A 25,385-nucleotide genomic window follows, 5' to 3' on the forward strand; every position below is an offset into this window, starting at 1 on the left:
GAAGGAGCAGCGACCATGTACTTCGACGCCGAATATGAGTGTATGTCGCGCCAGGCGCTGGAGCAGGTGCAGCTTGAGCGCTTGCAGTCCACGCTCTCCCCCACCCCCTTCCCTGAAAAGGCGCTCTCGGGGGGGGCGGCCCGGGACAGCGTAATCTCCCCGGTCCGCATCAACCTTCCCAACCCCTCGCCCCTCCCCGGTCCGGGAATGCTGCGGCGGTCCCCCGCCGCAGCATTCCCGGACCGGCGTGCGGGGTCAAGGGGCCGTTGGCCCCTTGCGGGGGTCCAGGGGGCGGCGCCCCCTGGCGGGGTCTGGGGCAGCGCCCCAGCTACTCGGCGTCCAGGTCGCGGCCCAGGTAGGCGCGTTGCACGTCGCGGTTTTCCAGCAGTTCCTCGCTGGGGCCCTGGAGGATGATGCGTCCGGTTTCGAGCACGTAGCCCCGGTCGGCCACGCGCAGGGCCATGCGCGCGTTCTGTTCGACGACCAGCACGGTCAGCCCGAAGCGGTCGCGCAGTTCGCGGATATGGCGGAATATTTCGCGGCTGACCTGGGGCGCCAGGCCCATGCTGGGCTCGTCGAGCAGCAGCATCCGGGGCCGGGCCATGAGGGCGCGGCCGATGGCCAGCATCTGCTGTTCGCCGCCGGACAGGGTGCCTGCGGCCTGGGTGCGCCGGGAGTGCAGCACGGGGAACATGGTGTAGACGGCGTCCAGGTCCTGGGCGATGGCTGCGCGCTGCCTGCGGCCCCAGCGGTGGTAGGCGCCCAGTTGCAGGTTGTCTTCCACGCGCATGGGTTTGAAGACCTTGCGGCCTTCGGGCACGTGGGACAGGCCCAGGCGGACGATGGCGTCGGGGGCTGCGCGGGTGATGTCGCGCCCGTCCAGGACGATTTCGCCGCCGCTTGGGCGGTGCAGCCCGGAGATGGTGGTCAGGGTGCTGGTCTTGCCGGCGCCGTTGCCGCCGATGAGGGCGACGATTTCGCCGGGGCGCACGTGCAGGGAGGCGCGTTTGACGGCGTGGATCCTGCCGTGGTGGATGTCGATGTTGCGCAGGGTCAGCACGGTGGCCTCTAGAGCTCGTCGTCGCCCAGGTAGGCGCGCACGACTTCGGGGTTCTTCTGGATCTGCTGGGGCGTGCCCAGGGCGAGGTTGCAGCCGTGGTTGAGGACCATGATCTCGTCGGAGATGGTCATGACCAGGTCCATGTCGTGCTCGACCAGGACGACGGTGACGCCGAGGTCGTCGCGGATGCGGCGGATGAGGGCGCCCAGGGCGCGGGTTTCGGCCATGTTCAGCCCGGCGGCGGGCTCGTCGAGCAGCAGCAGGGTGGGGTTGGCGGCCACGGCGCGGGCCAGTTCCAGGGCGCGCTGCTGGCCGAAGGCCAGCTCGGCGGCTTGGGCGCTGGCCAGGTTTTCCAGGCCGACGAAGGCCAGGCGGTCCAGGGCATGGTCGTGGCAGCGGCGTTCCTCGCGGCGGTAGCGCGGGGTGCGCAGCAGGGCGTCCAGGGCCGAATAGCGCACATGGCGGTGGCAGCCGGTCATGACGTTCTCGGCCACGGTCATGTTGGAGAAGACTTCGAGGTTCTGGAAGGTGCGCACGATGCCTGCGCGGGCGCGGCGGAAGGCGGGCTGGGCGGTGATGTCGCGCCCGGCCAGGGCCACGGCGCCCGAGGCCATGCGCACCATGCCGGTGACGGCGCCAAGCAGGGTGGTCTTGCCCGCGCCGTTGGGGCCGATGATGCTGGTGATGGTGCCCTGGCGCACGGCGAAGTCCACCTCGGCCAGGGCCGTGACCCCGCCGAAGCGCACGGTGACGCCCTGGCAGCGCAGCAGCGGCTCAGCGGACATGGGGCCTCCGGGCGATGAGCAGGCGCGCCAGGCGCGCGGCGGCCCCGGCCAGGCCCTGGGGCACGAAGATGACGCACAGGACAAGGATGGCGCCGTAGAGCAGGGTTTCCACGTCTTCGAAGGCGCGCAGGAACTCGGGCAGCGCGGTGAGGAACACCGCCCCGGCCACGGCGCCCCACACGCTGGCCATGCCGCCCAGCACGACCATGACGATGAGCGTCACCGAGAAGTGGAAGCCGAAGGACGACGGGGCCACGAAGCCGAGGTAGTGGGCGTAGAGCACCCCGGCCACCCCCGCGTAGGCTGCGGAGAGCACGAAGATGAAGCGCTTGGCGCCGGTGATGTCGATGCCGGAGACCTCGGCGGCGCGCTCGCTGGTGTGGATGGCGCGCATGGCGCGGCCCACGCGCGAGTCGATGAGGTTCAGGGCGGCCCAGGCCAGCAGGGTCAGCACCGCGCCGGTGAGGTAGTAGTATTCGAGGTCGGACTCGAAGGCGTGGCCGAAGAGCGTCAGGCGCGGGATGCCCACGAAGCCGCTGGGCCCGCCGGTGAGTTCGATGGCCTCGTTGAAGACGATGTAGACGATGAGCCCGAAGCCCAGGGTGGCCATGGCCAGGGAGTGCCCCGAGAGCTTGAGGGTCGGGATGGAGATGGCGTAGGCCACGGCGGCGGTCAGCGCCACGCCGGCGGCGCAGCCCGCGCCCACGGGCCAGCCGCAGGTGGCGGTGAGCACGGCGGTGGTGTAGGCGGCCAGGCCGTAGAAGGCGCCGTGGCCCAGGCTGATCTGCCCTGCGTAGCCCAGCAGCAGGTTCAGGCCGATGACGACCATGGCGTTCAGGAAGGCCAGGATCAGGGTGGACAGGTAGTAGTCGTTGGTCAGCAGCAGCGGCATGGCCGCGACACCGGCGGCGAAGGCCGCCAGCGCGGCAAGGTTCCTGGCGCCATGGCCCATGGTTCAGACCCTGTGGGCGCTCTGGGCGCCGAAAAGCCCTGTGGGCCGTGCGAACAGCAGCACCAGCAGGATGACGAAGGTGATGGCGTCCTTGTAGGCCGAGGACACGAGCCCCGCGCCGAAGGCTTCGAGCACGCCGAGGATGAGCCCCCCGGCGGCGGCGCCGAAGGGGTTGCCCAGCCCGCCCAGGATGCAGGCCGCGAAGCCCTTGAGCCCGAGCAGGATGCCCACGTCGTAGCTGGTCATGGTCAGCGGGGCGAGGATGGCCCCGCCCACGGCGCCCACCAGGGCCGCGAGCATGAACGAGGCCAGGACCATGCGCCGCACGTTGACGCCCACCAGGGCGGCGGCCCCGGGGTCGTAGGAGCAGGCCAGCATGGCCTTGCCGTGGATGGTGGCGGTGAAGAAGGCGCGCAGCGCCGCCAGCATGGCCAGGGTCACGGCCAGCACCCACAGGCTCTGGGGCAGCATGGCCGCCCCGGCGAAGAGGATGGGCTGCATGCCCGAGAAGTGGGGCAGGGCGTGGGTGTCCTTGTCCCACAGCAGCATGACCAGCCCGCGGATGAGGATGGACACGCCGATGGTCACGATGACGAGCTGGATGGTGCTGGCGCCCTTGGCGGGGCGGATGGCCAGGCGTTCGACCAGCCCCCCCGCCAGGGTCGTCAGCACCACGGCCCCGAGCACGGCGGGCACCAGGGGCAGCCCGAGCACCTGGCCCAGGGCCACGGCGAGCATGCCGCCCAGCATCACGAACTCGCCCTGGGCGAAGTTGATGATGCCGGTGGTGTTGAAGATGATGGTGAACCCCAGCGCCGTCAGGCCGTAGGTGCTGCCCACGGTCAGCCCGGAGATGAGGTATTGCAGCAGGCTCGCCGTGTCCATGGGGCTACCGCAGCACCTTCCAGCCGCCGTTCTCGATGGCGACCATGACGAAGGAGGTGGGGTCCAGGCCGTTGTGGTCCTCGGGGCTGAAGTTGAACACGCCGGTGGCGCCCACGAAGCCGGTGGTGGCCTCCAGGGCGTCGCGGATGGCCTGGGGCTCGGCGGAGCCCGAGGTCTCGATGGCGGCCTTGATCAGCGCCAGGGCGTCGTAGGCGTAGCCGCCGAAGGTCGAGGGCGCGACGGAGAAGCGGGCCGTGTAGTCGGCCACATAGGCGGTGAGCACGTCCTTCTGGGCGTTGCCGTCCTCGATCTGGTCCACGGCGATCATGCGCCCGGCGGGCAGCAGCAGGCCTTCGGCGGCCTCGCCAGCCAGCTCGATGAACTTGCCCGAGGCCACGCCGTGGCTCATGTACAGCGGGGTGTCCATGCCGAGCTGCACGCGGTTGCGGGCGATGACGGCGGGCCCGGGGTTGGTGCCCCAGCAGACGATGGCGTCGGGGGCCAGGCCCTTGATCTTGGTCAGCTGCGGGGTCATGTCCGTGTCCTTGGGGCCGTAGATCTCGTCGGCCACCAGGGTGAAGCCCTCGGCGGGCAGCATCTCGGCCAGCACGGCGCGCCCGGCCTGGCCGAAGCCGTCGGACACGGTGAGGATGGCGACCTTGGAGAGCCCGGCCTGGCGCAGGTGCTCCAGGATGCGGGCCACGGCCTGGCGGTCGGACTGCGGGGTCTTGAAGACCCAGGGGTTCACGGGCTGCACGATCTTCTCGGCGGCGGCGCAGGAGACCAGGGGCACCTTGGCGGCGGGGAATTTGTTCATCACGGCCAGGGTGTTGCCCGAGACCGTGGGGCCGATGACGGCGACGACGCGGTCTTTTTTCAGCAGCTTGTCCACGGCGAGCACGCACTTGTTCACGTCGGTCTCGTCGTCGTAGATGACCAGCTCCAGCGGCCTGCCGAGGATGCCCCCGGCGGCGTTGATCTGGTCTTGCAGGAGCAGCAGGGTGTTCTTTTCGGGCTCGCCCAGGAAGGAGGCCGGGCCGGTGACGGAGAGCACGGCGCCGAGCTTGATGGGCTCTGCGGCGCGGGCCGGGGCCAGGGTGGACAGCAGCAGGCACAGGGCCGCCAGTACGGCGAAAAGGCGCATGGTCTTCATGCGGGTTCTCCCTTGCGGATTCAGAGGATGGACGGAAAGGGAACCGGGACGGCGGGCCTTGGGGCGCGCGCGTCCTTGCCAAAAAGCCGGGGGCCTAGCGGCTAAACTGGAAGATGCCGCCCGTGCCCGTCACGCCCCGGAATAGTCGCTGGACCATGGGGCGGGCGGTGGCGGCGGGGAAGGCGGTGGCGGCGGCGCCCGGGCGGGCGCCGCAGGGGACGGGGGCACGCCGGACCGCGCGGGGCCTGGCCAGGGCCAGGGCGTTTGCTGCGGTGCGGGTCATGCGCGTCCTCCTGGGAGAGCGGGTCGTGGTTGCGGGCCGCCCGGCCGGGCCGGAGCGTTTCCCGCGGCGGCTTGCGTGCCGCCGGGTTCCTCGTTTGTTGTCGAAACCGGGGCCGTTGTCAAGGCCAATAGATTATTGGCGCGGCGCCCCCGGGGGCGGGTGGCGGGTGGCGCGGTGCCCTGCTGCGGTCCCCGGGGGCGGGGCGTGCCGGCCCCTACTGCCCCTTGCCCGGCCCGCCCGGGGCGCACATGGCGCGGTACGCCGCGATGAGGCCGTTGGTGGAGGCGTCGTGGGCGGCGGGGTCGGGCTTGGCGGAGAGTTCGGGCAGGATGGCCTTGGCCAGCTGCTTGCCCAGCTCCACGCCCCACTGGTCGAAGGAGTTGATGTTCCAGACCACGCCCTGCACGAAGATCTTGTGCTCGTAGAGCGCGATGAGCGTGCCCAGGGTGGCGGGGGTCAGGCGCTCGTAGAGCAGGCTGTTGGACGGGCGGTTGCCCGCGAAGGCCTTGTGCGGCAGCAGGCGGGCGATCTCGGCGTCGGCGTGGCCCTCGGCGCGCAGGGCGGCCTCGGTTTCCTCCAGGTTGCGCCCGCGCATGAGGGCCTCGGTCTGGGCCAGGAAGTTGGAGACCAGCACCCGGTGGTGGTCGCCCACCGGGTTCAGCGGGTTGGCCGCGCACAAAAAGTCGCAGGGCACGAGCTTGGTGCCCTGGTGCAGCAGCTGGTAGAAGGCGTGCTGGCCGTTGGTGCCGGGCTCGCCCCAGACCACGGGGCCCGTGCCGTAGTCCACCAGGGTGCCGTCCAGGGTCGCGCTCTTGCCGTTGGACTCCATGTCGCCCTGCTGGAAGTAGGCCGGGAAGCGGTCCAGGTACTGGTCGTAGGGCAGGATGGCGTGGGTGCCGCAGCCGAAGAAGTTGTTGTACCACACCCCGAGCATGGCCAGGACCACGGGGATGTTCTGCTCCAGCGGCGCGCTGCGGAAGTGCTCGTCGGCCAGGAAGGCGCCTTCCAGCAGTTCCTCGAAGCGGGCCATGCCCACGGTGAGGGCGATGGACAGCCCGATGGCCGACCACAGGGAGTAGCGCCCGCCCACCCAGTCCCAGAACTCGAACATGTTGGCCGGGTCGATGCCGAACTCCGCCACGGCCCGGGCGTTGGTGGACAGGGCCACGAAGTGCCGGGCCACGTCCTTTTTCGCCGCGCCGGACTCCAGGAACCAGCGCTTGGCCGTGGCGGCGTTCATCATCGTCTCCTGGGTGGTGAAGGTCTTGGAGGCGACGATGAACAGGGTGGTTTCGGGGTTCAGGCGGCGCAGGGTCTCGTGGATGTGGGTGCCGTCCACGTTGGAGACGAAATGCGGCGCGGGGCCGTCGGCGTAGTGGGCCAGGGCGCGGCAGACCATGGTCGGCCCCAGGTCCGACCCGCCGATGCCGATGTTGACCACGTCGGTGATGCGCCGCCCGGTGTGGCCCAGCCAGGCGCCGCCGCGCACGGCCTTGGCGAAGGCGCCCATGCGCCCCAGCACGGCGCGCACCCCGGGCATCACGTCCTGCCCGTCCACGAGCACGGGGCGGGCGGAGCGGTTGCGCAGGGCGGTGTGCAGCACGGCGCGGCCCTCGGTGACGTTGATGGGCTGCCCGGCGAACATGGCCTCGCGTCGCTCGGGCACCTGGGCCTGGCGGGCCAGGTCCATGAGCAGGGCCATGGTCCGCTCGGTGATGCGGTTCTTGGAATAGTCGAGCAGCACGGGGCCCAGGCGCAGGGAGAAGCGCGCGAAGCGCTCCGGGTCCTTGGCGAACAGCTCGCGCATGTGCAGCGAGGACATTTCGCGGTAGTGCTCTTCGAGCGCCTTCCAGGCCGGAGACAGGGCGATGCTGGTCATGCGGGTTCCCTCGCGCGGCGCGGCTGGGGTTTGCGATGCTCGGTCAGCATGGGGGAAAAGCGCGGGCAAGTCAACGCGCCGGGGCGGCGGGGAACCGGGGGCGGGCAGGCGGGGAGGCGGCGGGCCGGCGCGGCGCGGCCGGGCGCAGGGGCAGCCCCCCGCGTCCGGCCGCATGCGTCAGTACATCAGCCCCGGCAGGAACAGCACGATCTGCGGGAACAGGAACATGAGCACGATGCCTGCCACGATGGCCAGCAGGAAGGGGATGGTGCCCTTGAAGATGGCCTCCAGGGTCATGCCCGGAACGAGCTTCTGGGACATGCCGAAGACCACATAGACGTTGATGCCCACCGGCGGGGTGATGACGCCCATCTGCGTCACCAGCACGATGATCACGCCGAACCAGATGGGGTCGTAGCCCAGGTGCTGCACCACGGGGAAGAAGATGGGGATGGTCAGCATGATCAGCGCCAGGGCGTCCATGAAGCAGCCGCCCACGAAGTAGATGGCGATGATCACGGCCATGACGCCGAAGGCGGGCAGGTCGAAGCCCGCCACCCATTCGGCCACGTTGAAGGGGATGCGCGTCACGGCCAGGAACTTGCCGAAGACCGTGGCCCCGGCCACCAGGAACAGCACCATGCACGAGGTGCGCAGGGTCTCCTCCAGGGAGGCAACGAAGGCCCGCCAGGGCAGCCTGCGCCGGGCCACGGCCAGCACCAGCACGCCCAGCACGCCGATGGATGCGGCCTCGGTGGGCGTGAACCAGCCGAAGAACATGCCGCCGATGACCAGGGCGAACACCAGCAGCGTATCCACCAGCCCGCCCAGGGAGCGCAGCTTTTCGGCGCGGCTGAAGCCCTCGCCCGCCGGGCCCAGGCTCGGGCGCAGGGCGCACTGGATGGCCACGGCGACGATGAACAGCGCCGTGAGCAGCAGCGCGGGCAGGATGCCCGAGACGAACAGCGCGCCGATGGACTGCTCGGTGAGCACGCCGTAGACGATGAGCACCACGCTGGGCGGCATGATCATGCCCAGGCCGCCGCCCGAGGCCACGCTGCCCGCCGCCAGGGAGTTGGCGTAGCCGTAGCGCTTCATCTCGGGGATGGCCACGGTGGCCATGGTCGCCGCCGTGGCGGGCGAGGAGCCGCATACCGCCCCGAAGGCCGAGCAGGCCGCCACGGTGGCCATGGCCAGCCCGCCGCGCACGTGCCCCAGGAAATGGTAGGCCGTGTCGTACAGCCGCCGCGAAATGCCGCTGTTGAAGGCCAGCTGGCCCATGAGGATGAACAGCGGGATGGTGGACAGACTGTAGGAGGAAAACGCCTCGAAGAAGCTGCGCGAGAGCAGGTTCAGCCCGCCCTTCCACGAGGTGAGCAGCGAAAAGCCGATGAAGCCCGTGAGGGTCATCACATAGGCCACGGGCATGCGGGTCATGAACAGCGCGATCATCACCGCGATGCCCAGGATTCCGGCCAGGGTCGGGTCCATCATCTGCCGTCCTTGGTGGTCAGGTGGCGCAGCACATCGCGCGCCAGGAACAGGGTGAACACGGCGAACCCGAAGGCCAGGGCCAGGACCACCAGGTGCGTCGGCAGGCCCAGGTTCATGGATATCAGCCCCGAGGCGCGCATGGTCAGGGCGTAGTCCACCATGCGCCAGGCCACCACGCCGAACAGGGCCATGGCCGTGGCGTTGGTCAGCAGGGCCACGGTGGCCCGGGCGCGGCGCGGCAGGCGGCGCACCAGGATTTCCACCCCGATGTGCACGCCCTGGGCGTGGGCATAGGGCAGGCACAGGGCCACGGCCAGGGTGGCCAGGATGGTGGTCAGCTCCTCGGAGCCGAACAGGGGCGTGTTGAACAGCCCGCGCCCGGCCACGTCGGCGCCGGTGAGCAGCGCCATGCCCATGAGGCAGGCGCAGGCCAGGGCGCGCATGACGGCTTCGAGGCGGTCCAGAAGGCGGGAGAGTGCGTGCATGGTTGTGCGTTCCGCTCGGGCAAAAGGGGAGCGGAGGCGGGCCGGGCTGGTCCGCCTCCGCTTGCGGTCGGTTGCGCCCGGGCTAGTTGCCCTGGGCCTTGAGAGCGGCCTGGGTGTACTCCAGGATCGCCTTGCCGTCCAGGCCCTTGGCGCTGACTTCCTGGACGTACTCGTCCAGGATGGGCGCGCAGATGGCGCTCCAGCGCGCGGCCTCGTCGGCGGCCAGGGGCACCACCTGCCCGCCCTTGGACAGGAAGAACTCCATGCCCTCGGCGTCGCTCTCGTCCCAGGCCTGGCCGTGGCGCACGGCCCACTCGGCGTTGAGCTCGCGGATGGCGGCCTGGGCCTCGGGGGGGATGGCCGCCCAGCGGGCCTTGTTCATAACAACATAGAAGGCGGTGGTGTAGGCCACGGCGTGGGATTCGGTCATGAAGTTGACCACCTCGCCCATTTTCCAGCCCTTGTTGGTCTCCACCGGGTGCAGCCCGCCGTTGACCACACCCTTCTGGATGGCCTGGTAGGAGTCGGGCATGGACATGGCCACCGGCGTGGCGCCCAGGGCCTGCACGACCTTGGCCGAGTTGCCCGTGGCGCGCAGCTTCAGGCCCTTCATGTCCTCCAGGGTGCGCACGGGCTTCTTGGCGGTGTGCAGCAGGCCCGGGCCGTGGGCGTGGAAGTACATGACCTCCACATCGTCGAACTCGGCGGGGCGGAACTTCTCGAACACGGCGTTGGCCACGGCGGTGGCCGCCGGGCCGCTGGCGTAGCCCAGGGGCAGGTCCACGGCGGAGATGACCGGGAAGCGCCCGCGCGTGTAGCCCGGGGCGCTCATGCCCACGTCGGAGAGCCCTTCCACCACGCCGTCGTAGATTTCCGGGGCCTTGGTCAGGGTGCCGCCGGGAAAGTAGTCCACGCGCACGGCGCCGCCGGTGCGCTTCTCCACCTCGGCGCACCACTGCTCGGCCAGCTGCGACTGGACGTGGGTGGGCGGGAAGAAGTTGGAGTAGGTCAGGGTCACTGTGCCTGCGGCGGCGGGCAGGGCCGCCAGGGCCAGGGCCAGCGTCAGCAGGGCGGCCAGGGCTTTGGTCATGGGGTTTCTCCGGGGTTGGTGTCGGGCCCGGGGCCGGGGGCCGGGGGCCTGGGGGTTGCGTAGTGGCGGATGAGCACCAGCGCGGCCTCGCGCACGTCGCGCGTGTCCAGGGTGCCGGTGCCCAGGGCGCGGTGGATCAGCAGGCCCTCGAACAGCGCGGTGTTCAGCGCGCCGAGCTTCTCGGGCGGGAAGTCCGTGGCCACATGGCCGCGCACCAGCTCGGCGAAAAGGCTGTTGGACAGCCGGTAGGCCCCGTTGTTGAGCTGAGCGCACAGGGCCTTGTCGCGCGAGACGTGCATGGTGAATTCCAGGAAGATGCGCGACCAGTCGCGGTCGTCGATGATCGACTCCAGGAAGTCCCAGATCACGTGCATGGCCTGGTCCAGGCTGCGGGCCTGGCCGATGCGCGCGTCGCGCTCGGCGCGGTAGGCCGCCAGCCGGGCCTGCACCACGTCCAGGAACATCTCGTCCTTGCTCTGCCAGTGGCGGTAGAAGCTGCCTTTGGCGTAGCCCGCGTGGCGGGTGATGTCGGCCACGGAGGTGGCGTCGTACCCCTGCGCGCCGATGAGCTGGGTGGCCGAGGCCATGAGCTCCTGGCGCGTCTGGAGCGATTTTTCCTGCTGTTTCCTGGCCATGTCCTGCCTGCCCTGTCGTGCGACCTGCGGTCAAAAAGTGACCGATGGTCACAACGGGATTATCGATTATCGCGCGGGACGGGCGGTGTCAAGGGAAAGCGGAGGGCCGGGAGCGGGAAACCAGGCGTGGGAATGCGGCGCGGCAAGAGGGCGGAGCCCGGCGCCGGGAAGGCGCGCGAGCCCGCGCGGCGGCGGGCGGCGCCAGTGCCGCAGCCAGCGCCGGGGGGGGGCGGCCCCGGCACAGGCCGCTGCCTGTTCGCGCCCCGCGCGGGCCTTGACGCCCGGGCGGGGGAGAACGCAGACTGCGGAGGCGGCTGGCGGCGGTGCCTCCGCCAGGCCCGTGCCCCCGTACTCCCGCGCCCCCGCGCCTCCGCGCCCGGGCGCCCCTGGCGCGGGGCTTGCATCCCCGCAGGGGGCGCGTCGGCTTTCCGGCGCGCCAGCATCCAGCCAGCAAGCAGCGAGGACGGCATGCACATCAAAAAACGCGTTCTGGTCACCGGCGGGTCCGGGTTCCTGGGGTCGTTCCTGTGCGAGCGCCTGCTCGCCGACGGCTGCGACGTGCTCTGCGTGGACAACTTCTTCACCGGCTCCAAGCGCAACATCAAGCACCTGCTGGACAACCCCTACTTCGAGCTCAAGCGCCACGACGTGACCTTCCCGCTCTATATCGAGGTGGACGAGATCTACAACCTGGCCTGCCCGGCCTCGCCCATCCACTACCAGCACGACCCCGTGCAGACCACCAAGACCTCCATCCACGGCGCCATCAACATGCTCGGCCTGGCCAAGCGCCTGCGGGCCAAGATCTTCCAGGCCTCCACCAGCGAGGTCTACGGCGACCCCGAAGTCCACCCCCAGCCCGAAGGCTACTGGGGCCGCGTCAACCCCATCGGCGAACGCTCCTGCTACGACGAGGGCAAACGCTGCGCCGAGACCCTGTTTTTCGACTACCACCGCCAGCACAGGCTGCGCATCAAGGTCGCGCGCATCTTCAACACCTACGGCCCGCGCATGCACCCCAACGACGGGCGCGTGGTCTCCAACTTCGTGGTCCAGGCCCTGCGCGGCCGCCCGCTGACCATCTACGGCGACGGCTCCCAGACGCGCTCCTTCTGCTACGTGGACGACATGATCGAAGGCTTCGTCCGGCTCATGAACAACACCCCCGACGACTTCACCGGGCCCATGAACCTGGGCAACCCCGGCGAGTTCACCATCCTCGAGCTGGCCGAACTGGTGCGCGAAATGGTCGGCGGCGGCTCGGACATCGAGTTCCGCCCCCTGCCCGGCGACGACCCCCGCCAGCGCAAGCCCGACATCACCCTGGCCCGCAGCGCCGCAGGCTGGGAGCCCAAGGTGCCCCTGCGCGAAGGCCTGGCCAGGACCGTGGACTACTTCGACACCCTGCTGCGCGACATGGACAGCCTGTAGCCGCAGCCCCCGCGCCCCGCGCGCTCCGGCGTCTTTCACGGGCCGCGTCCCACCCGGGGCGCGGCCCGCGCCTATGCCTGGACACCTGCCCCGGGTGTGCTACAACCACAGCTGAAGCAGCAGAACCCAGACACCCGGAGGGCGCCATGCGCACCAAGATCATCGCCACACTCGGTCCGGCCTCCATGGACAAGGAGATCATGCGCGGCATGGTCGGCCATGGGGTCCGCATCCTGCGCCTCAACTTCTCCCACGCCGACGCCGAATACTTCCGGCCCGTGGTCGCCGCCATCCGCGAGCTGGAGGCCGAGGAGAACATACCCCTCACCGTCATGGCCGACCTGTGCGGCCCCAAGACGCGCATCGGCCAGGTGGACGGCTCGCCGCTCACCGTGGAAAAAGGCCAAGTCGTCTGCCTCGGCCTGCCCGACGAGCGCCAGGGCGCAGAAACCGACAAGGTCTTCATCAGCCTCGACGTGCCCGCCCTGATGCACGACATCGCCGTGGACGACCCCGTCTACCTCTCCGACGGCATGCTCCAGTTCCGCGTGACCCGCGTGCTCAAGGCCGACCGGCTCTGCGAGATGCAGGCCCAAAACGGCGGCATCCTGACCTCCAACAAGGGCATCGCCTTCCCCGACAAGATTCACCCCATGCCCGCCCTCACCGACAAGGACCGCAAGGACCTGCGCGAGGCCCTGGCCATCGGCGTGGACGCCGTGGCCCTCTCCTTCGTGCAGACCCGCGAGGACGTCGAAGAGGCCAAGGAACTCATCCGCGCCCAGGGCCACTGGGTGCCCGTGGTCGCCAAGCTCGAACGCAAGCGCGCCCTGGACAACATCGAGTCCATCGTCGAGGCCGCCGACGTGGTCATGGTCGCGCGCGGCGACTTGGGCGTCGAATGCTCGCTCATGACCCTGCCCGTCATCCAGAAACGTATCATCCGCGCCTGCCGCCACGCCCAGAAGGCCGTCATCGTCGCCACCCAGATGATGCTCTCCATGGTCAAGAACCCCGTGCCCACCCGCGCCGAGGCCGCCGACGTCGCCAACGCCGTCCTCGACGGCTCCGACTGCGTCATGCTCTCCGAGGAAACCGCCATCGGCTCCTACCCCGTGGAGACCTGCCGCTTCATCGAAGGCATCGCCGCCAGCTCCGAAGCCTACTACCTGGAACGCCTGGGCGAACCCTACCGCCCCAGCAAGAAGCAGGATATCGTCAAGTACATGGCCTACTCCGCCTGCCTCATCGCCGAGCACGACGGCAGCCGCGCCCTGGTCGCCCACTCCTCCAGCGGCACCACCGCCCGCCAGCTCTCCAGCCGCAGGCCCGCCCAGGCCATCTACGGCCTGACCACCGACCCGCGCGTCATCCGCTGGCTCAATTTCTTCTGGAGCGTCAACCCCCGGCTGGTCACCACGGACATCGAGGACCACACCCGCCGGGCCATGGAATTCGTCAAGGCCTGCCCCGACTTCGCCCCCGGCGACAGCGTGGTCATCACCTCGGGCCGCCCCGAACCCCCGGGACAGACCAGCACCCAGACCAACACCATCCGCCTCTTCCGCAAATAGGCGCCACTCCCTCGGCCCATGCAGCATCGGCCCGGCCCGGAACACCCCCGGGCCGGGCCGTGCCGTTCGCGCGCCCGGGCCTGGCTGCCGCATTGCTGCCCGCGCGGCTGCCGGGGGCGTCGTTCGGGGGCTGCCGGGGGGCTGCCGGGGCGCCGCCCCGGACCCCGTCGGGGCGCTGCCCCGAACCCCGCCAGGGCGCTGCCCCGAACCCCGCCAGGGCGCTGCCCTGGACCCGCCAAGGGGCAAGGCCCCTTGGATCCCGCTCGCCCGCCCCAGGCGCTGCGGCGAAGCGCCGCAGCGCCTGGGGCGGGGATGTGGGGCGGGCCGGGGCGCGTTTTTCGGCCCGGGCCGGGCGTGAATCGCTGCGGGTGCAATCCTGGCGCGCGGCGCGGGCGCCGGGGCGTCACCCGGCCGTCGCCGCGCTGTAAAAAAAGGTGCAAAACAGGGCCGTTGGGGCTGGCCTTTTGCGGACGGTTCCGCTATGGCCTCAAGAGCCCCGGCGGGGTTTGCCGGCGCGAAAAATGCAGGTGCAAAAGTTGCTTAGGCAACTATTTTTGTGGCCGCGACAGTTGCTGTCGCAATCGTATTTCACATCGAGCAAGTGGGGTGTTTGTATGCGTAACGTGCTGCGGGTGGCTGGCCTGGCCTGTCTGGCCGTGCTGATGACGGCGGGTGGCGCCCTGGCCTCGGGCTTCGCCTTGTATGAATGGGACGCGCGAGGCATCGCCATGGGCGGGGCGGTCATGGCTTCGCCCCGGGACGCCTCGACCATCGCCGCCAACCCGGCGGGCATGACCGACGTGGAGGGCATGTCCCTGGTGGCCGGCGTCACCGGCATCAACCCGATGGCCAAGATCAATTTCGACGGCGCCTACAACGACGCCTCGGGCAAGTCCAACGTCTGGCTGCCGCCGCATACCTACTTCAGCGCCCAGCTCAACGACAAATGGTGGCTCGGCCTGGGCGCCTTCAGCCGCTTCGGCCTGGGCACCGAGTACGACGAGCAGTGGACCGGACGCTACAACGTCACCGAGGCCTCCATCCAGTCCCTGTCCGTCAACCCCAACCTCGCCTACAAACTGAACGACAAATGGTCCTTCGCCGTGGGTGGCGAGGTCATGTGGCTGGAGTTCCTGCAACGCAAGACCGTGGACCACGGCCTGGGCGTCGGCGGCCCCTGGGGCGTCAAGAACAACCCCAACACCACCAACACCGACACCGACGCCAAGCTGCTGGGCGACAGCATCGGCCTGGGCCTGACCCTGTCGGCCTACCACAAGCCCCTGGACTGGCTGAGCCTGGCCCTGACCTACCGCAGCCAGATCAAGCACACCGTCGAGGGTGACGCCACCTTCACCCGCCAGGGCACCCTGGCTCCGCCCGTGGCCGGCGCCTTCGGCACCGACTCCGAGGCCGAGGGCGACCTCATCCTGCCCGACAGCGTCAGCTTCGGCGTGGCCGTCAAGCCCATGGACAAGCTGACCCTGGAGGGCGACGTGGTCTGGACCCGCTGGAGCACCTACCAGGAGCTGCGCATCAAGTACAAGAACCGGCTTGTGCCCGGCGTGGCCTCCTCGAACCAGAGCACCTCCGTCAAGGACTGGCGCGACACCTTCCGCTACCAGATCGGCGCCGAATACGCCCTGTACGACTGGCTCGACCTGCGCGCGGGCTTCGTCTACGACCAGGAGGCCATCGCCCCCGACCACGCGGACTACATGATCCCCACCAACGACCGCATGCTCTATTCCGGCGGCCTGGGCTTCCACTGGGACCAGTGGACCCTGGACCTCGCCTACACCTACCTGGAAAGCAAGAACCGCGACTACGCCGCGCGGCAGAACGAGGGCGTCTTCGACTCCAAGGCCGTGGACCTGGAGACGCACATCGTCGGTGTCACCGTGGGCTACAAGTTCTAGCGCCGGGCACGGCGCGCAAAAAGGCCGGGATGGGCGACCATCCCGGCCTTTTCGCGTTCTGTGTCTGGTTTGGCCCGGCCCGGCGTGGCCCGGCGTGGCCCGGCTTGGCCTACGCGCCGGTGCCTGTTGCCCGGCGGATGGCCCCGTAAAGGTCCTGGACCTGGAAGGGCTTGTGCAGCACCGTCACCGGCAGGCCCGTCAGGTCCGGCTCGTGCCCGGGCGTGTGCCGGAAGCCGCGCAGCATGAGCACCGGCGTGCTCCCCGCCCGGGCCACCACGCGCTCCAGGTCGCGCGCCGGGGCGTCCCAGCAGACCAGGCCCAGGCGGTAGCCCGCGAAATGGTCGCCGCCGTTGAGCGCGCGCGGATGCACGGCCTCGGGCCGCAGCCCGGCCCCGGCCAGCACTTCGGCCAGCACCTCGCGCATGGGCGAGGGCGGGCAGACCAGCAGGGCCCGGTCCTGCCGCGGGCCACCGGGCGCGCCCGCAGCGGGGGCGGCGGGGGCGCTGGCCTCGGCCAGGGCCGCCAGGGCCGCGCGCATCCCGGGCAGGGTTTCGTCGCCCTGGGCGCTTGGCGCCGGGGGCAGGTCCAGGCTGCCGGGCCGCCGGGGGGGCAGGGGCGGCACCGGGGCCGGGGCGCGCCCGGGGCCTGCGGCGGGCGCCTGCCCGGGCGCCAGCACGGCGCGCAGGGCCGCCAGCTCGGCGCGCATGGCGGCCATGAGCCGGGCGCGGTCGGCCTGCCCGGCGGGCCCGTGCAGGCGCTCCAGGCGGTCCAGCCCGCGGCCCAGGCGGGCCAGCCCTTCCTGCAATCGCTCCTGGTCCTGCCGGGCGGGGGCGGCGGTGGCCAGCTCGCGCTGGAAGCGCTCGGTGGTCCGCGCGATGCCCGCCAGGGCGCCGCGCTCCTGCTTCAGGCGCATGACCGAGCCGTCCAGGAAGCGCTGGGGGCTCACGTCGCGCCGCCGCCCGGGCGTGTCGGCCTCGTCCAGGGTCTGGGCCAGGGCGGCCAGGTCGCGGGCCGCGCCGGAGCGCGGCGCGGCCTCGGCCACAGGCTTGCGCAGGCTGGCCGCAAGGCCCACGGCCTCGTCCTCCAGCACGCAGCCAAGGTAGCGGCAGTTGAGCCCCAGGTGCTTGCCCGCCGTGGCGCGCAGCTTCTCGAACACCAGCCGCCCCTGCTGGCGCCCGCGCGCGCGGTTCACGCAGATGAACGGGCTCCACCACAGCCCCGAGCGCGTGAGCACCTTGATCAGCGCATAGGCGTCGGTGATGGCCGTGGCATCGGGCGTGGCCACCACGACGAGGTCGCGCGCCGACAGGCACAGCGAGACCACCTGGGCGCTGATGCCCGGCGAATTGTCCACGATGAGGTAGTCGTAGCCGTCCAGCGCGGCGAACTGGGCCGCCAGGCGCATGCGCTCGGCGCGGGTCAGCTCGGCCAGCCGGGGCACCCCCGAGGCGCCGGACACCAGGTCCACCCCCGGGGCCACGGGCACGATGGCCTCGGCCATGGGCACGCCGCCGAAAAGCACGTCTTCCAGGGTTTTGTCCGGGCTCACGCCGAGCACGATGTCCACGTTGGCCAGCCCCAGGTCGGCGTCGAGCAGGCAGACGCGGTTGCCGCGCGCGGCCAGGGCGAAGGCCAGGCCCGTGGCCAGGCTGGTCTTGCCCACGCCGCCCTTGCCGCTGGCCACGCAGATCACCCGCGTGGGCGGCTGGCCCGGGGCCAGGGGGACGATTCTCACGACGCCTCCCCGCCCGGATCACGCCCCAGGGCGGCGGCGATGTCGTCCAGCAGGGCGTCGATCTGGAAGGGCTTGCGCACGCAGCGGAACACGCCCAGGCGCAGGGCCTTGTCGATTTCCTCGGGCCCGGCCATGCCCGTGAGCACGATGACCGGGGTGGCGCCGATGCGCTCGCGGGCGCGCTCCAGCAGCGAGAGCCCGTCGCGCAGGGGCATGCGGATGTCCACCAGCAGCAGGCTGAAGCGCTCGCGCTCCAGCAGCACCAGGCCCTGCTCGCCGTCCTCGGCGGTGCGCACGGCGTAGCCCCGGGCTTCCAGGGATTCGCGCAGGATGTCGCGGATATGCCGCTCGTCGTCCACCACCAGGATGGTGTCGCGCTCGGGGCGGCCCTGGGCCGCGGCGCGGGCCGCCTGCGGGGCCGGGCAGGACAGGGGCAGCAGCACCGTGACCTGCGTGCCGCTGCCGGGCACGCTGCGGAAGCGGATGTCGCCGCCGTGGGCCTGCACGATGCCGTAGGACGTGGACAGCCCCAGGCCTGTGCCCCGGCCCTGCTCCTTGGTGGTGAAGAAGGGGTCGAAGATCTTGTCCAGATTTTCTACAGGGATGCCGACGCCGTTGTCGGAGATTGTGAGGAAGGCGTGGGCGCCCTGGACCCCGGTGGCCACGGTGATGCGCCCGCGCTCCCGGGGCTGGGCCCGGTCGGCCACGGCGTGCTCGGCGTTGATGAGCAGGTTGAGCGCCACCTGTTCGAGCTGGCCGCCGTCGGCGGTCACGGGGGGCAGGTCCGGCGCCAGTTCGGTCACGAGGTCGATTTCCTGTTTGCCCAGGCCGCCGGCCACCAGGGCCATGGCCCGCTCGGCCACGCCGTTCAGGGCCAGGGGTTCCATGTGCGGCGGCGCAGGCCGGGCGAAATCCATGAGGTTGGTCAGGATGGTGGTGATGCGCTCGATCTGGGCCATCATCTGCCGGAAGTCCGCGCGGGTCTTCTCGTCGGGCGCGCGCAGCTCCAGGAGCTGGGCCCGGGCGTAGATGATGGCCAGGGGGTTGTTGATCTCGTGGGCGGCCCCGGCGGCCAGCTGGCCCACGGCGGCCAGGCGCTCGGCCTGGAGCAGCTTGTGGTTCATGCGCCGCAGCCGCCCCAGGGCCGAGGACAGGCGCTCGGCGCGCTCCTCCAGCCGCTCGTGCAGTTCCAGGCGGTTCAGGGCCGCGCTGGCCAGGTCCGCGAGCTGGATGAACCCGGCGCGCTCCTCGGCGGGCAGGCGCACGGAGCGCGCATCGCCCGGGGCGAAGGCCACCTCGCCCAGGAAGCCGCCCTCGGCCAGCAGCGGCAGGATCAGCCAGGGCGGCGCGCAGAGCATATGCGAGGCCTCGTCGGGCATCTCGGCGGGGATGCGCGTGAGGTATCCGGTCAGCACCGGGCGCAGCTCCTGCGGCGGGGCGTCCGGTCCGTGGCCGAACACGGGGGCCAGGTTCTTGTCCAGCCCGCAGCGGAAGGGCCGCGCGGCGCCCTCGTCCCAGGCCAGGCCGTTCAGGGTTCCGGCCCCGGAGTCCACGTGGTAGGCGAAGCCGCGCGGAGCGCCCAGGCGCGCGGGGAACACCCGCGCCAGGGTGTCGAGCACGGCCCCGGGGGCCTGGGCCCGGGCCATCTCCTGCCCGGCGGCGGTCACGGCGGTGAGCACCCGGTTGGCCCGGCGCAGGCGGCGGCGCTGGTCGTCCAGGTCGGCGTTGATGCCCGCCAGGCGCGCGTTGGCCCGTTGCAGGGCCTCGAAATAGAAGCCCGCCGCGTCGCCGTCCAGGTCGAAGGCGGCGGCGCGCTGGGCGTAGGCCTCGCCGATGCGCGCCTTGACCTGCTCCAGGGCCGCGCCCGGGATGCCCAGCAGCCCGGCCAGGGCCTCGGGGTCCGCCCCGGCGGCCACGGGCGCGTCGCACATCACCTCGTGGGCCAGCAGGTCGGCCAGGCCGACCAGGGCGGGCAGCCGCCCCTCGCGGCCCAGCCCGGCCAGGGCCTCGGGCGACTGGTGGTGCAGCCAGGCCACGTCCACCAGGGCGCGCGGCATGTCCCACTGCACCAGCAGCCACTTGCCCACCAGGGTGTGCTCGGGGCCCGGGGCCTCCAGGGCCAGCAGGGGCGCCTCGCCCGCGCGGCAGCGCCGCACCAGGGGCTCGTAGTGCGCGGGCCGGGCCGCCAGCAGGACCATCTGCCCGCAGTCGTGGACCAGCCCGGCGGTGAAGGCCGCGCCCTTGGCCTCGGGCATGGCCGTTTCGGCCAGCATCTGGGCCGTGACGGCGCAGGTCAGGGAGTGTTTCCACAGGTGGGTCAGCAGCGGGTCGCCGCCGCGCGCGTGCCCGGCGAAGAGGCTGTCGCGGATGAGCACCGAGAGCAGGGCGTTGCGCAGGGTCTCGAAGCCCAGGGTGCGCACGGCCTGGTCCAGGCTTTCGACCTTGCCCCGGTAGCCGTAGGCCAGGGTGTTGGCCATGCGCAGCACCTTCAGGGCCAGGGAGGCGTCGGTCTCGATGAGCCGGGCGGCGTCGTTGAAGTCCGCGTCCTGCCCGGCGACCATGGACAGGACCTTGCCCGCCACGGCGGGCGGCGCGGGCAGCTGCTCGATGTGCCGGACGATCTCTCTGGCTTCGGGCTGGGCCCCGGCGTCGGGTTCGGTGTGCATCGCGCGTCCTTTGGGTGGCGGCGGGTCTGCCGTCTCGGGTCTGCATACGTCACTTGCGGGCAAAAGGCAAAGCCCGCGCCCGGCGTGGCGGCCCGCAAATGGCGGGCCGCCGCCCGGCTGGACAAGAATCGATGACGTGGATTACACAAGCCGCACGGCAGCTTCCGCCGCCGTGCGGCCTTTGCCCCGCCGGGGCCGTGTGCACGCTTTGCAGGCATGGACGCCGGGAACCCGATGCACGACAAGACGATCCTGCTCGTTGACGACGAAGCCGCGCTGCTCGAAGTCAACCGCGAGGCCCTGCTGGGGCTGGGCTGCGCGGTCAAGACGGCGGGCAACGGCGCGCAGGCCCTGGAGATCCTCGACCAGGGCGGGGTGGATCTGGTGGTGACCGACCTGCGCATGCCCCGCCTGGGCGGGCGCGAGATGCTCGAAGAGATGCGCGCCCGGGGCTGCGACGCCGAGGTCATCTTCCTCACCGGCTACGGCTCGGTGGAAAGCGCGGTGCGCTGCATCCAGCTCGGGGCTGCCGACTACCTGCTCAAGCCCTTCGGCATCCGCGAACTTCAGGACAAGGTGGCCAAGGTGCTGCGCGAGCGCGAGCTGCGCCAGGCCGAGCAGCGCCGTGGTCCCCAGGGCGATGCCCCCGACCCCCGGGGCCTGGACCTGGTCCTGGATTTCAGCCAGGCCCTGCGCCGCCAGCGCGACGTGCGCTCGGTGGTCAAGGAGTTCCTGGTCCAGCTGCGCGAGACCTTCCACCCCGACGCCATGAGCCTGTTCTTCACCGAGGGCGCGCGCGCCGATCTGGGCCGCGACGTACACTGGGGCCCGTTGCTGCGCGACAACCGCCGCGTGCGCGACTGGTTCTGCGCCGTGGCCGCCCGGCTCATGGAGCGGCGTGGCCCCAGGCTCTTCGAGTCCCTGGCCGTGCGCAGCGGCGGCGGCAAGACCGCCGTGTCGGCCATGTTCGCCCCCATCATCGACGGCCAGCGGCTGCTGGGCATGGTGCTGGTGTTGCGCGAGCACGAGGTCGGGCCCTACTCCCTGCCCTCGCTCCAGCTGTTGTCCGTGTTCGCCGCCCACGCGGCCTCGGCCCTGGACAGCGTGGCCGTGCAGTGCCGCCTGCAGGACATGAACCTGGAGATCATCACCTCGCACGTGCGCTCGGTGGAAGCCAAGGACGTGTACACCAAGGGCCACTCCGAGCGCGTGGGCGCCTATGCGGCCATGCTCGGGCGCGAGGTGGGCCTGGGCCCGGCGGACCTGGAGCTGCTCTCCTTCGCCGGGGTGCTGCACGACGTGGGCAAGATCGGCGTGCCCGACCGCATCCTCAACAAGCGCGGCCCGCTCACCGCAGCCGAGTTCGAGGTCATGCGCCAGCACCCGGTGCTGGGGCGCGATATCCTGGCCGACCTGCGCTCCCTGCAGGGCGTGTTGCCCATCGTCTACCACCACCACGAGTGGGTCAACGGCCAGGGCTACCCCGACGGCCTGGCCGGGGAGGCCATTCCCTTCCTGGCGCGCATCGTCAGCGTGGTGGACGGCTACGAAGCCATGACCTCCGACCGCGCCTACCAGGACGCGCGCAGCCCCAAGGAAGCCCTGGACATCCTGCGCCGTGGCGCGGGCCTGCAGTGGGACGAACGCCTGGTGGAGGCCTGGTGCCGCATCGTGGCCACCCGCGACCTGGCGCGCGTCGCCGCCCAGACGGCCCTGTCCGTGACCCTGCCCCTGGCCTGAGCGGGCAGCGCGGCAGGGCGCCCGACGCACGAGGGCCGGGAGGCGTGATGCCTCCCGGCCCTCGCGTCGTCTGACGGGCGCGGGCCCCGCGCCGGGGGTCACTGCGACGAGGGCTCGAAGCGCTGCATGGCCTCGGCCAACTCCTGGCTCAGGGAGGCCAGGGCGCCCACGGCGTTGATGGCCTCGGGGTCGGCGGCGAGCCTGCGCGAAACCCAGGCCGCAATGTCGAGCACCTCGCCTTCGGAAATGCTCAGTCCGCTGGCGGGGATGCTGCCGCGCAGCAGCTCGCGGCGCAGGGCCTCGCGCTCGGTGATCCCGGCCTTGATCTCCAGGGAGATGGCGTCCAGCTCCTGCTCGGGCGCGCCCGTGGCCTCGCGGTCGGCGTAGCGGGCGTAGGCCGCGTTGACCCGGCGCGCGACCTGGAAGTAGCGGTCCATGAGCTGCACCAGCTCCGGGCGGCTGGCGTAGGTCTGGAAGGTCCGGCCGATGTCGCGCGTGCGCGCGGCGTAGAGGTCGAACATCTCGCGCACCTGGGCCGGGGTCAGGGGCCGCTCGGCGAACCCGCCGGAGGTGGCGAACTGGCGGGTCTGCCCCGCTCCGGCCCGGGCCATGGCGCGCAGCAGGTCCTCGGCCAGCAGGTCGTAGGCCAGGCGCAGCACGATGGGCGACATCAGGTGGTCCAGGGCCTGCCTGCGGCCCGCCTGGGGGTTGGCGTGGTCCACGTCCAGCCCGTGCAGTTCCACGCCGTAGCGCATGTTGACCTTGCGGAAGGTGGCCGTGGTCAGGCCCGAGGAGCCGAGGTTCTCGCTGCTGCCTCCGGGCTGGTAGGCGGCGGCCAGGTAGGCGGCGAGGTCCTCGATGAAGTCCAGGGTCAGCACCTTGTCCGTGCGCGGGGCGGCGGCCTGCATGGTCACCGAGGGCGTGGGCTCGGGCCCGGGGTCCGGCGGCACGGGCGCGGCGGCCTCGGGCTGCGCGGGCAGGGGCGCGGGGGCCGAGGGCGGCAGGCTGGGCTCGGGCCGGGCCGAGTGCTCCTCCAGCTGTTCCTTGGCGGGGAGCTGTATCTCCATGCCGTTGTTCTTCATGTAGAAATAGCCAGCAACGGCTGCGGCGGCCAGCACCAGCAGCACGGCCAGGGCCTTGCCCGCGCCGCCTCCGGGCGCGCTCTTGGGGGGGGTGTCGTAGTCGCTCACAGGGTCCTCCGGGCCGGGGCGCAGGCCCCGGGCAGGTGTCGTGCAGGGGGGGTCATGTTTCGTCGTCCGGCCTGCCGGCCCGCCGGGCGAACTCGCGGCGCAGGCGGGCCAGCACCGTGTCGTAGCCCTGCGGGGCGTGGGGCAGGGTGCAGCCGGTGCAGTCCTTCACGCCGCCGCGAAAGGCCGGGGTGCCGTCGCAGTCCTCAAGCCAGTAGAGCGGGCAGAAGCAGAACAGGCAGTTGAACTGCGTCTCGTCGTCCACCTCGTGGCAGGGGAAATAGGCGCAGGCCGTGTTGCGGAAGAAGCGGTGGCTGTTTTCAGGCATCGCCGCTCCCGGCGCCCGGGGCGCTGTCTGCTGCGTCCGCGCCCTGTTGCGCTGCGTCGGCGCAGGCGTCCGGCCCGGCGCAGCGGCGGGCGAACTGGGCCAGGGTCATGTTGTGCGGGCTGGTCTTGGCCGAGGCCACCAGCCCGGCGAACACCGGGTCCAGCGCTGCCAGCCGGGGCCCCAGGGCCCGGGGCCCGGCGCCCTGGCGGTAGCGCGACAGGGCCAGCATCACGTCCACCATGCGCACCGAGTCCGGCGGGCGCGCCAGGGTGTAGGCGCCCTCGGGGTGCGCCCCGGCCACGCGCAGCACGATGCCCGCCCGGGCCAGCATGTGCATCACATCGCCCACCAGGCGCACCGGGGCGTCGAGCTGGCGGGCCAGCTCTTCGTTGCCCGGGCGCGGGCCGCCCTGCATGAAGGCGCGGGTGAGCAGGGCCAGGGCCAGGGCGGCCAGCTTCTGGCGGTCGTCGTGGCTGTAGGCGTCCAGGGTCGCCTCGCGCTGGTAGGTGCCGCTGTTCTGCACGGCGAAGCTGATCTGCGCGCCCAGCAGCACGATGGCCCAGCTCACGAACAGCCAGATGAGCAGCAGCGGCACCTGGGCGAAGCTGCCGTAGATGGCGTTGTAGTTGCGAAACGAGGCCTGGTAGGTGATGTAGCCCCACTGCACCGCCTGCCACAGGCTGCCCGCCAGCACCGCCCCCGCAGCCGCCGCGCCGAAGCGCACCCGGGTGTTGGGGATGAAGGTGTAGACGAAGAGCAGGGCCAGCCAGGTGCTGATGTAGGGCAGGGCCTTGAGCAGCCCCAGCCAGGCCGTGTGCAGCACCGAGACGTCCAGCAGCGTGCGGACCACGGTGGAGCTTTCCAGCGAGGCCGTGGCGCTGATGGCGATGAGGATGAGCAGCGGGCAGACCAGGATCACCGTCAGGTAGTCCGAGAACTTGCGCCACAGGGTGCGCTGGGACTTGAGGCCCCAGATGCTGTTCAGGGATTTCTCGATGCTGCCCAGCAGCGAGACCACGGTGACGAAGAGCAGGCCCACGCCCACGGCGCCCAGGGTGCCGACGTTGGTGTTGTTGATGTAGCCGACGATGGCGGCCACGGTCTCCTCGCGCCCGGCGGTGACCTGCATGAGCAGGTTGTGGATGAAGTCGGAATTCTGGATGCCGAAGCCCTTGGAGATGGAAAAGGCCACGGCCAGCAGCGGCACCAGGGACAGGGCCGTGGTGAAGGCCAGGGCCGAGGCCCACAGCAGGCATTGGTCGGCCACGAAGCCGTGCCCGACCATGGCCGCCCAGCGCGCGGCGCGCAGGGCCAGGGCCCGGGCGGCGGCCCGGCGGCCCGGCGCGCCGGGCGGCGCTTGGTGTGGCGGCGTCGGCTTCATGGCGCGCTCCTTGCCGGGCTCAGGCCAGGCCCGTCTCGGCGGCCACCGTGGCCATGGCCGGGATGGCCAGCAGGAAGAAGTCGTCCAGGGTCAGGCCCAGGCGCTCGCATTCGCGGATGCGCTCGCGGCTGACGGCGGCGGCGAAGGCTTTGTCCTTCATCTTCTTTTTTAGGCTCTTGGGCTCCATGCCCTGCATGCGCGTGGGCCGCACCAGGGCGGCGGCGCTGATGAGCCCGGTGGCGCTTTCGGCGGCGCGCAGGGCGAAGTCGAAGGGGCTGGCCGCGGCCACGCCGGTGCATTCCTCGTTGTGGGCGACGATGGCGCGCAGGGCGTCGTCGGGCATCCGCCCGGTGAGCAGGGCGGCGGCCTCCAGGCCGTGGCGGGCGGGAGTGTCGCGGGTGGCGGGGTAGTCCAGGTCGTGCAGCAGGCCGGTGACGCCCCACAGTTCGGGGTCGTGACCCAGGCGCAGGGCCAGGGCGCGCATGATGGCCTCGGTCTGCACGGCGTGGTGAACCAGGTGCGGTTCGGGGCCTTGGGCTTTGACCAGCGCCAGCGCCTCGTCGCGGGTGAGCATCCGGAGTGTCCTCCCTGCTGGGGGTTGCGGGTTGCGGCCAGTATAAGCATCGCCGGGAAAAGGGCAAATGCTTTGCGTTCCGGGGCCCTGGCGGCGGGGCACGCTTCTTGCTCATCCCCCTGCGGCGCGGGCGTCCCTGTCGGGAACCC

The 25,385-nt window shown here is 71.3% G+C and carries 21 protein-coding genes; 4 read left to right on the top strand and 17 right to left on the bottom strand.

Features of this window, described 5'->3' with window-relative positions; genetic code table 11:
* Positions 1 to 328: 328 nt before the first annotated feature.
* The 11 genes from G495_RS0114610 to G495_RS19520 form a co-directional block, all read right to left on the bottom strand.
* Positions 329 to 1,060: an ABC transporter ATP-binding protein gene (locus G495_RS0114610; protein WP_028588374.1), complete on the bottom strand. Its 732-nt coding sequence runs from the start codon at positions 1,058 to 1,060 to the stop codon at positions 329 to 331.
* A gap of 8 nt (positions 1,061 to 1,068) precedes the next feature.
* On the bottom strand, positions 1,069 to 1,845 hold the full coding sequence (locus G495_RS0114615) for an ABC transporter ATP-binding protein (RefSeq protein ID WP_028588375.1): 777 nt from the start codon (positions 1,843 to 1,845) through the stop codon (positions 1,069 to 1,071).
* Entirely contained in the window at positions 1,835 to 2,797 is a 963-nt protein-coding gene (locus G495_RS0114620) for a branched-chain amino acid ABC transporter permease (RefSeq protein ID WP_028588376.1), read from the bottom strand. The genes G495_RS0114615 and G495_RS0114620 overlap by 11 nt, the downstream gene beginning before the upstream one ends.
* Before the next feature lie 3 nt (positions 2,798 to 2,800).
* Positions 2,801 to 3,682, bottom strand: coding sequence for a branched-chain amino acid ABC transporter permease (locus G495_RS0114625; RefSeq protein WP_028588377.1), 882 nt, complete (start codon positions 3,680 to 3,682; stop codon positions 2,801 to 2,803).
* 4 nt (positions 3,683 to 3,686) lie between these two features.
* Positions 3,687 to 4,826: an ABC transporter substrate-binding protein gene (locus tag G495_RS0114630; protein ID WP_028588378.1), complete on the bottom strand. Its 1,140-nt coding sequence runs from the start codon at positions 4,824 to 4,826 to the stop codon at positions 3,687 to 3,689.
* A 103-nt stretch (positions 4,827 to 4,929) separates the two neighbouring features.
* Complete coding sequence (locus G495_RS21880) at positions 4,930 to 5,118, bottom strand: hypothetical protein (RefSeq protein WP_028588379.1); 189 nt, start codon at positions 5,116 to 5,118, stop codon at positions 4,930 to 4,932.
* Positions 5,119 to 5,332: 214 nt separating this feature from the next.
* Positions 5,333 to 6,997: a glucose-6-phosphate isomerase gene (pgi, locus tag G495_RS0114640; protein WP_028588380.1), complete on the bottom strand. Its 1,665-nt coding sequence runs from the start codon at positions 6,995 to 6,997 to the stop codon at positions 5,333 to 5,335.
* A gap of 177 nt (positions 6,998 to 7,174) precedes the next feature.
* Complete coding sequence (locus G495_RS0114645) at positions 7,175 to 8,488, bottom strand: TRAP transporter large permease (RefSeq protein WP_028588381.1); 1,314 nt, start codon at positions 8,486 to 8,488, stop codon at positions 7,175 to 7,177.
* Positions 8,488 to 8,976, bottom strand: a complete 489-nt coding sequence (locus tag G495_RS0114650; protein WP_028588382.1) for a TRAP transporter small permease — start codon at positions 8,974 to 8,976, stop codon at positions 8,488 to 8,490. The genes G495_RS0114645 and G495_RS0114650 overlap by 1 nt, the downstream gene beginning before the upstream one ends.
* An 82-nt stretch (positions 8,977 to 9,058) precedes the next feature.
* Positions 9,059 to 10,066, bottom strand: a complete 1,008-nt coding sequence (locus tag G495_RS0114655) for a TRAP transporter substrate-binding protein (protein WP_028588383.1) — start codon at positions 10,064 to 10,066, stop codon at positions 9,059 to 9,061.
* On the bottom strand, positions 10,063 to 10,701 hold the full coding sequence (locus tag G495_RS19520) for a TetR/AcrR family transcriptional regulator (RefSeq protein ID WP_084458344.1): 639 nt from the start codon (positions 10,699 to 10,701) through the stop codon (positions 10,063 to 10,065). Before G495_RS19520 ends, G495_RS0114655 begins: the two co-directional genes overlap by 4 nt.
* 468 nt (positions 10,702 to 11,169) lie before the next feature.
* Between G495_RS19520 and G495_RS0114665 the strand changes: the two genes are divergently transcribed.
* The 3 genes from G495_RS0114665 to G495_RS0114675 all read left to right on the top strand — a co-directional run bounded on the left by G495_RS0114665 (position 11,170) and on the right by G495_RS0114675 (position 15,625).
* Positions 11,170 to 12,132 (top strand): UDP-glucuronic acid decarboxylase family protein, encoded by a 963-nt coding sequence (locus G495_RS0114665; protein ID WP_028588384.1) that lies wholly within the window; start codon positions 11,170 to 11,172, stop codon positions 12,130 to 12,132.
* A gap of 146 nt (positions 12,133 to 12,278) precedes the next feature.
* Positions 12,279 to 13,706, top strand: a complete 1,428-nt coding sequence (gene pyk / locus G495_RS0114670) for a pyruvate kinase (RefSeq protein WP_028588385.1) — start codon at positions 12,279 to 12,281, stop codon at positions 13,704 to 13,706.
* Between the two features lie 614 nt (positions 13,707 to 14,320).
* On the top strand, positions 14,321 to 15,625 hold the full coding sequence (locus tag G495_RS0114675) for an OmpP1/FadL family transporter (protein ID WP_028588386.1): 1,305 nt from the start codon (positions 14,321 to 14,323) through the stop codon (positions 15,623 to 15,625).
* A gap of 109 nt (positions 15,626 to 15,734) precedes the next feature.
* On the opposite strand, the gene G495_RS20620 is transcribed toward G495_RS0114675, so the two are convergent.
* Both G495_RS20620 and G495_RS0114685 read right to left on the bottom strand, forming a co-directional pair.
* Complete coding sequence (locus G495_RS20620; protein WP_051445419.1) at positions 15,735 to 17,360, bottom strand: MinD/ParA family protein; 1,626 nt, start codon at positions 17,358 to 17,360, stop codon at positions 15,735 to 15,737.
* Positions 17,357 to 20,026 (bottom strand): HDOD domain-containing protein, encoded by a 2,670-nt coding sequence (locus G495_RS0114685; protein WP_028588387.1) that lies wholly within the window; start codon positions 20,024 to 20,026, stop codon positions 17,357 to 17,359. The genes G495_RS20620 and G495_RS0114685 overlap by 4 nt, the downstream gene beginning before the upstream one ends.
* Positions 20,027 to 20,242: 216 nt before the next feature.
* On the opposite strand from G495_RS0114685, the gene G495_RS19530 reads away from it, so the two are divergent.
* Positions 20,243 to 21,766 carry an HD domain-containing phosphohydrolase gene (locus G495_RS19530; protein WP_245588455.1) on the top strand — a complete coding sequence of 508 codons (1,524 nt, stop codon included), beginning with the start codon at positions 20,243 to 20,245 and terminating at the stop codon, positions 21,764 to 21,766.
* Positions 21,767 to 21,864: 98 nt separating this feature from the next.
* Here the strand turns inward: G495_RS19530 and G495_RS0114695 are convergent, their stop codons facing one another.
* Genes G495_RS0114695 through G495_RS0114710 form a run of 4 tightly spaced genes read right to left on the bottom strand, consistent with a single transcriptional unit; the run spans position 21,865 to position 25,236 of the window.
* A complete protein-coding gene (locus tag G495_RS0114695; protein ID WP_028588388.1) occupies positions 21,865 to 22,956 on the bottom strand; it encodes a hypothetical protein in 1,092 nt (363 codons plus the stop codon).
* A 52-nt stretch (positions 22,957 to 23,008) separates the two neighbouring features.
* On the bottom strand, positions 23,009 to 23,281 hold the full coding sequence (locus G495_RS0114700) for a cysteine-rich small domain-containing protein (protein ID WP_028588389.1): 273 nt from the start codon (positions 23,279 to 23,281) through the stop codon (positions 23,009 to 23,011).
* On the bottom strand, positions 23,274 to 24,662 hold the full coding sequence (locus G495_RS19535) for a YhjD/YihY/BrkB family envelope integrity protein (RefSeq protein ID WP_051445421.1): 1,389 nt from the start codon (positions 24,660 to 24,662) through the stop codon (positions 23,274 to 23,276). The genes G495_RS0114700 and G495_RS19535 overlap by 8 nt, the downstream gene beginning before the upstream one ends.
* A gap of 19 nt (positions 24,663 to 24,681) precedes the next feature.
* Positions 24,682 to 25,236, bottom strand: a complete 555-nt coding sequence (locus G495_RS0114710) for an HDIG domain-containing metalloprotein (RefSeq protein ID WP_028588390.1) — start codon at positions 25,234 to 25,236, stop codon at positions 24,682 to 24,684.
* Between the last annotated feature and the right edge of the window lie 149 nt (positions 25,237 to 25,385).

It is taken from the genome of Desulfocurvus vexinensis DSM 17965, from assembly GCF_000519125.1.
In the GTDB taxonomy this organism is placed as follows: Bacteria; Desulfobacterota; Desulfovibrionia; order Desulfovibrionales; family Desulfovibrionaceae; genus Desulfocurvus; species Desulfocurvus vexinensis.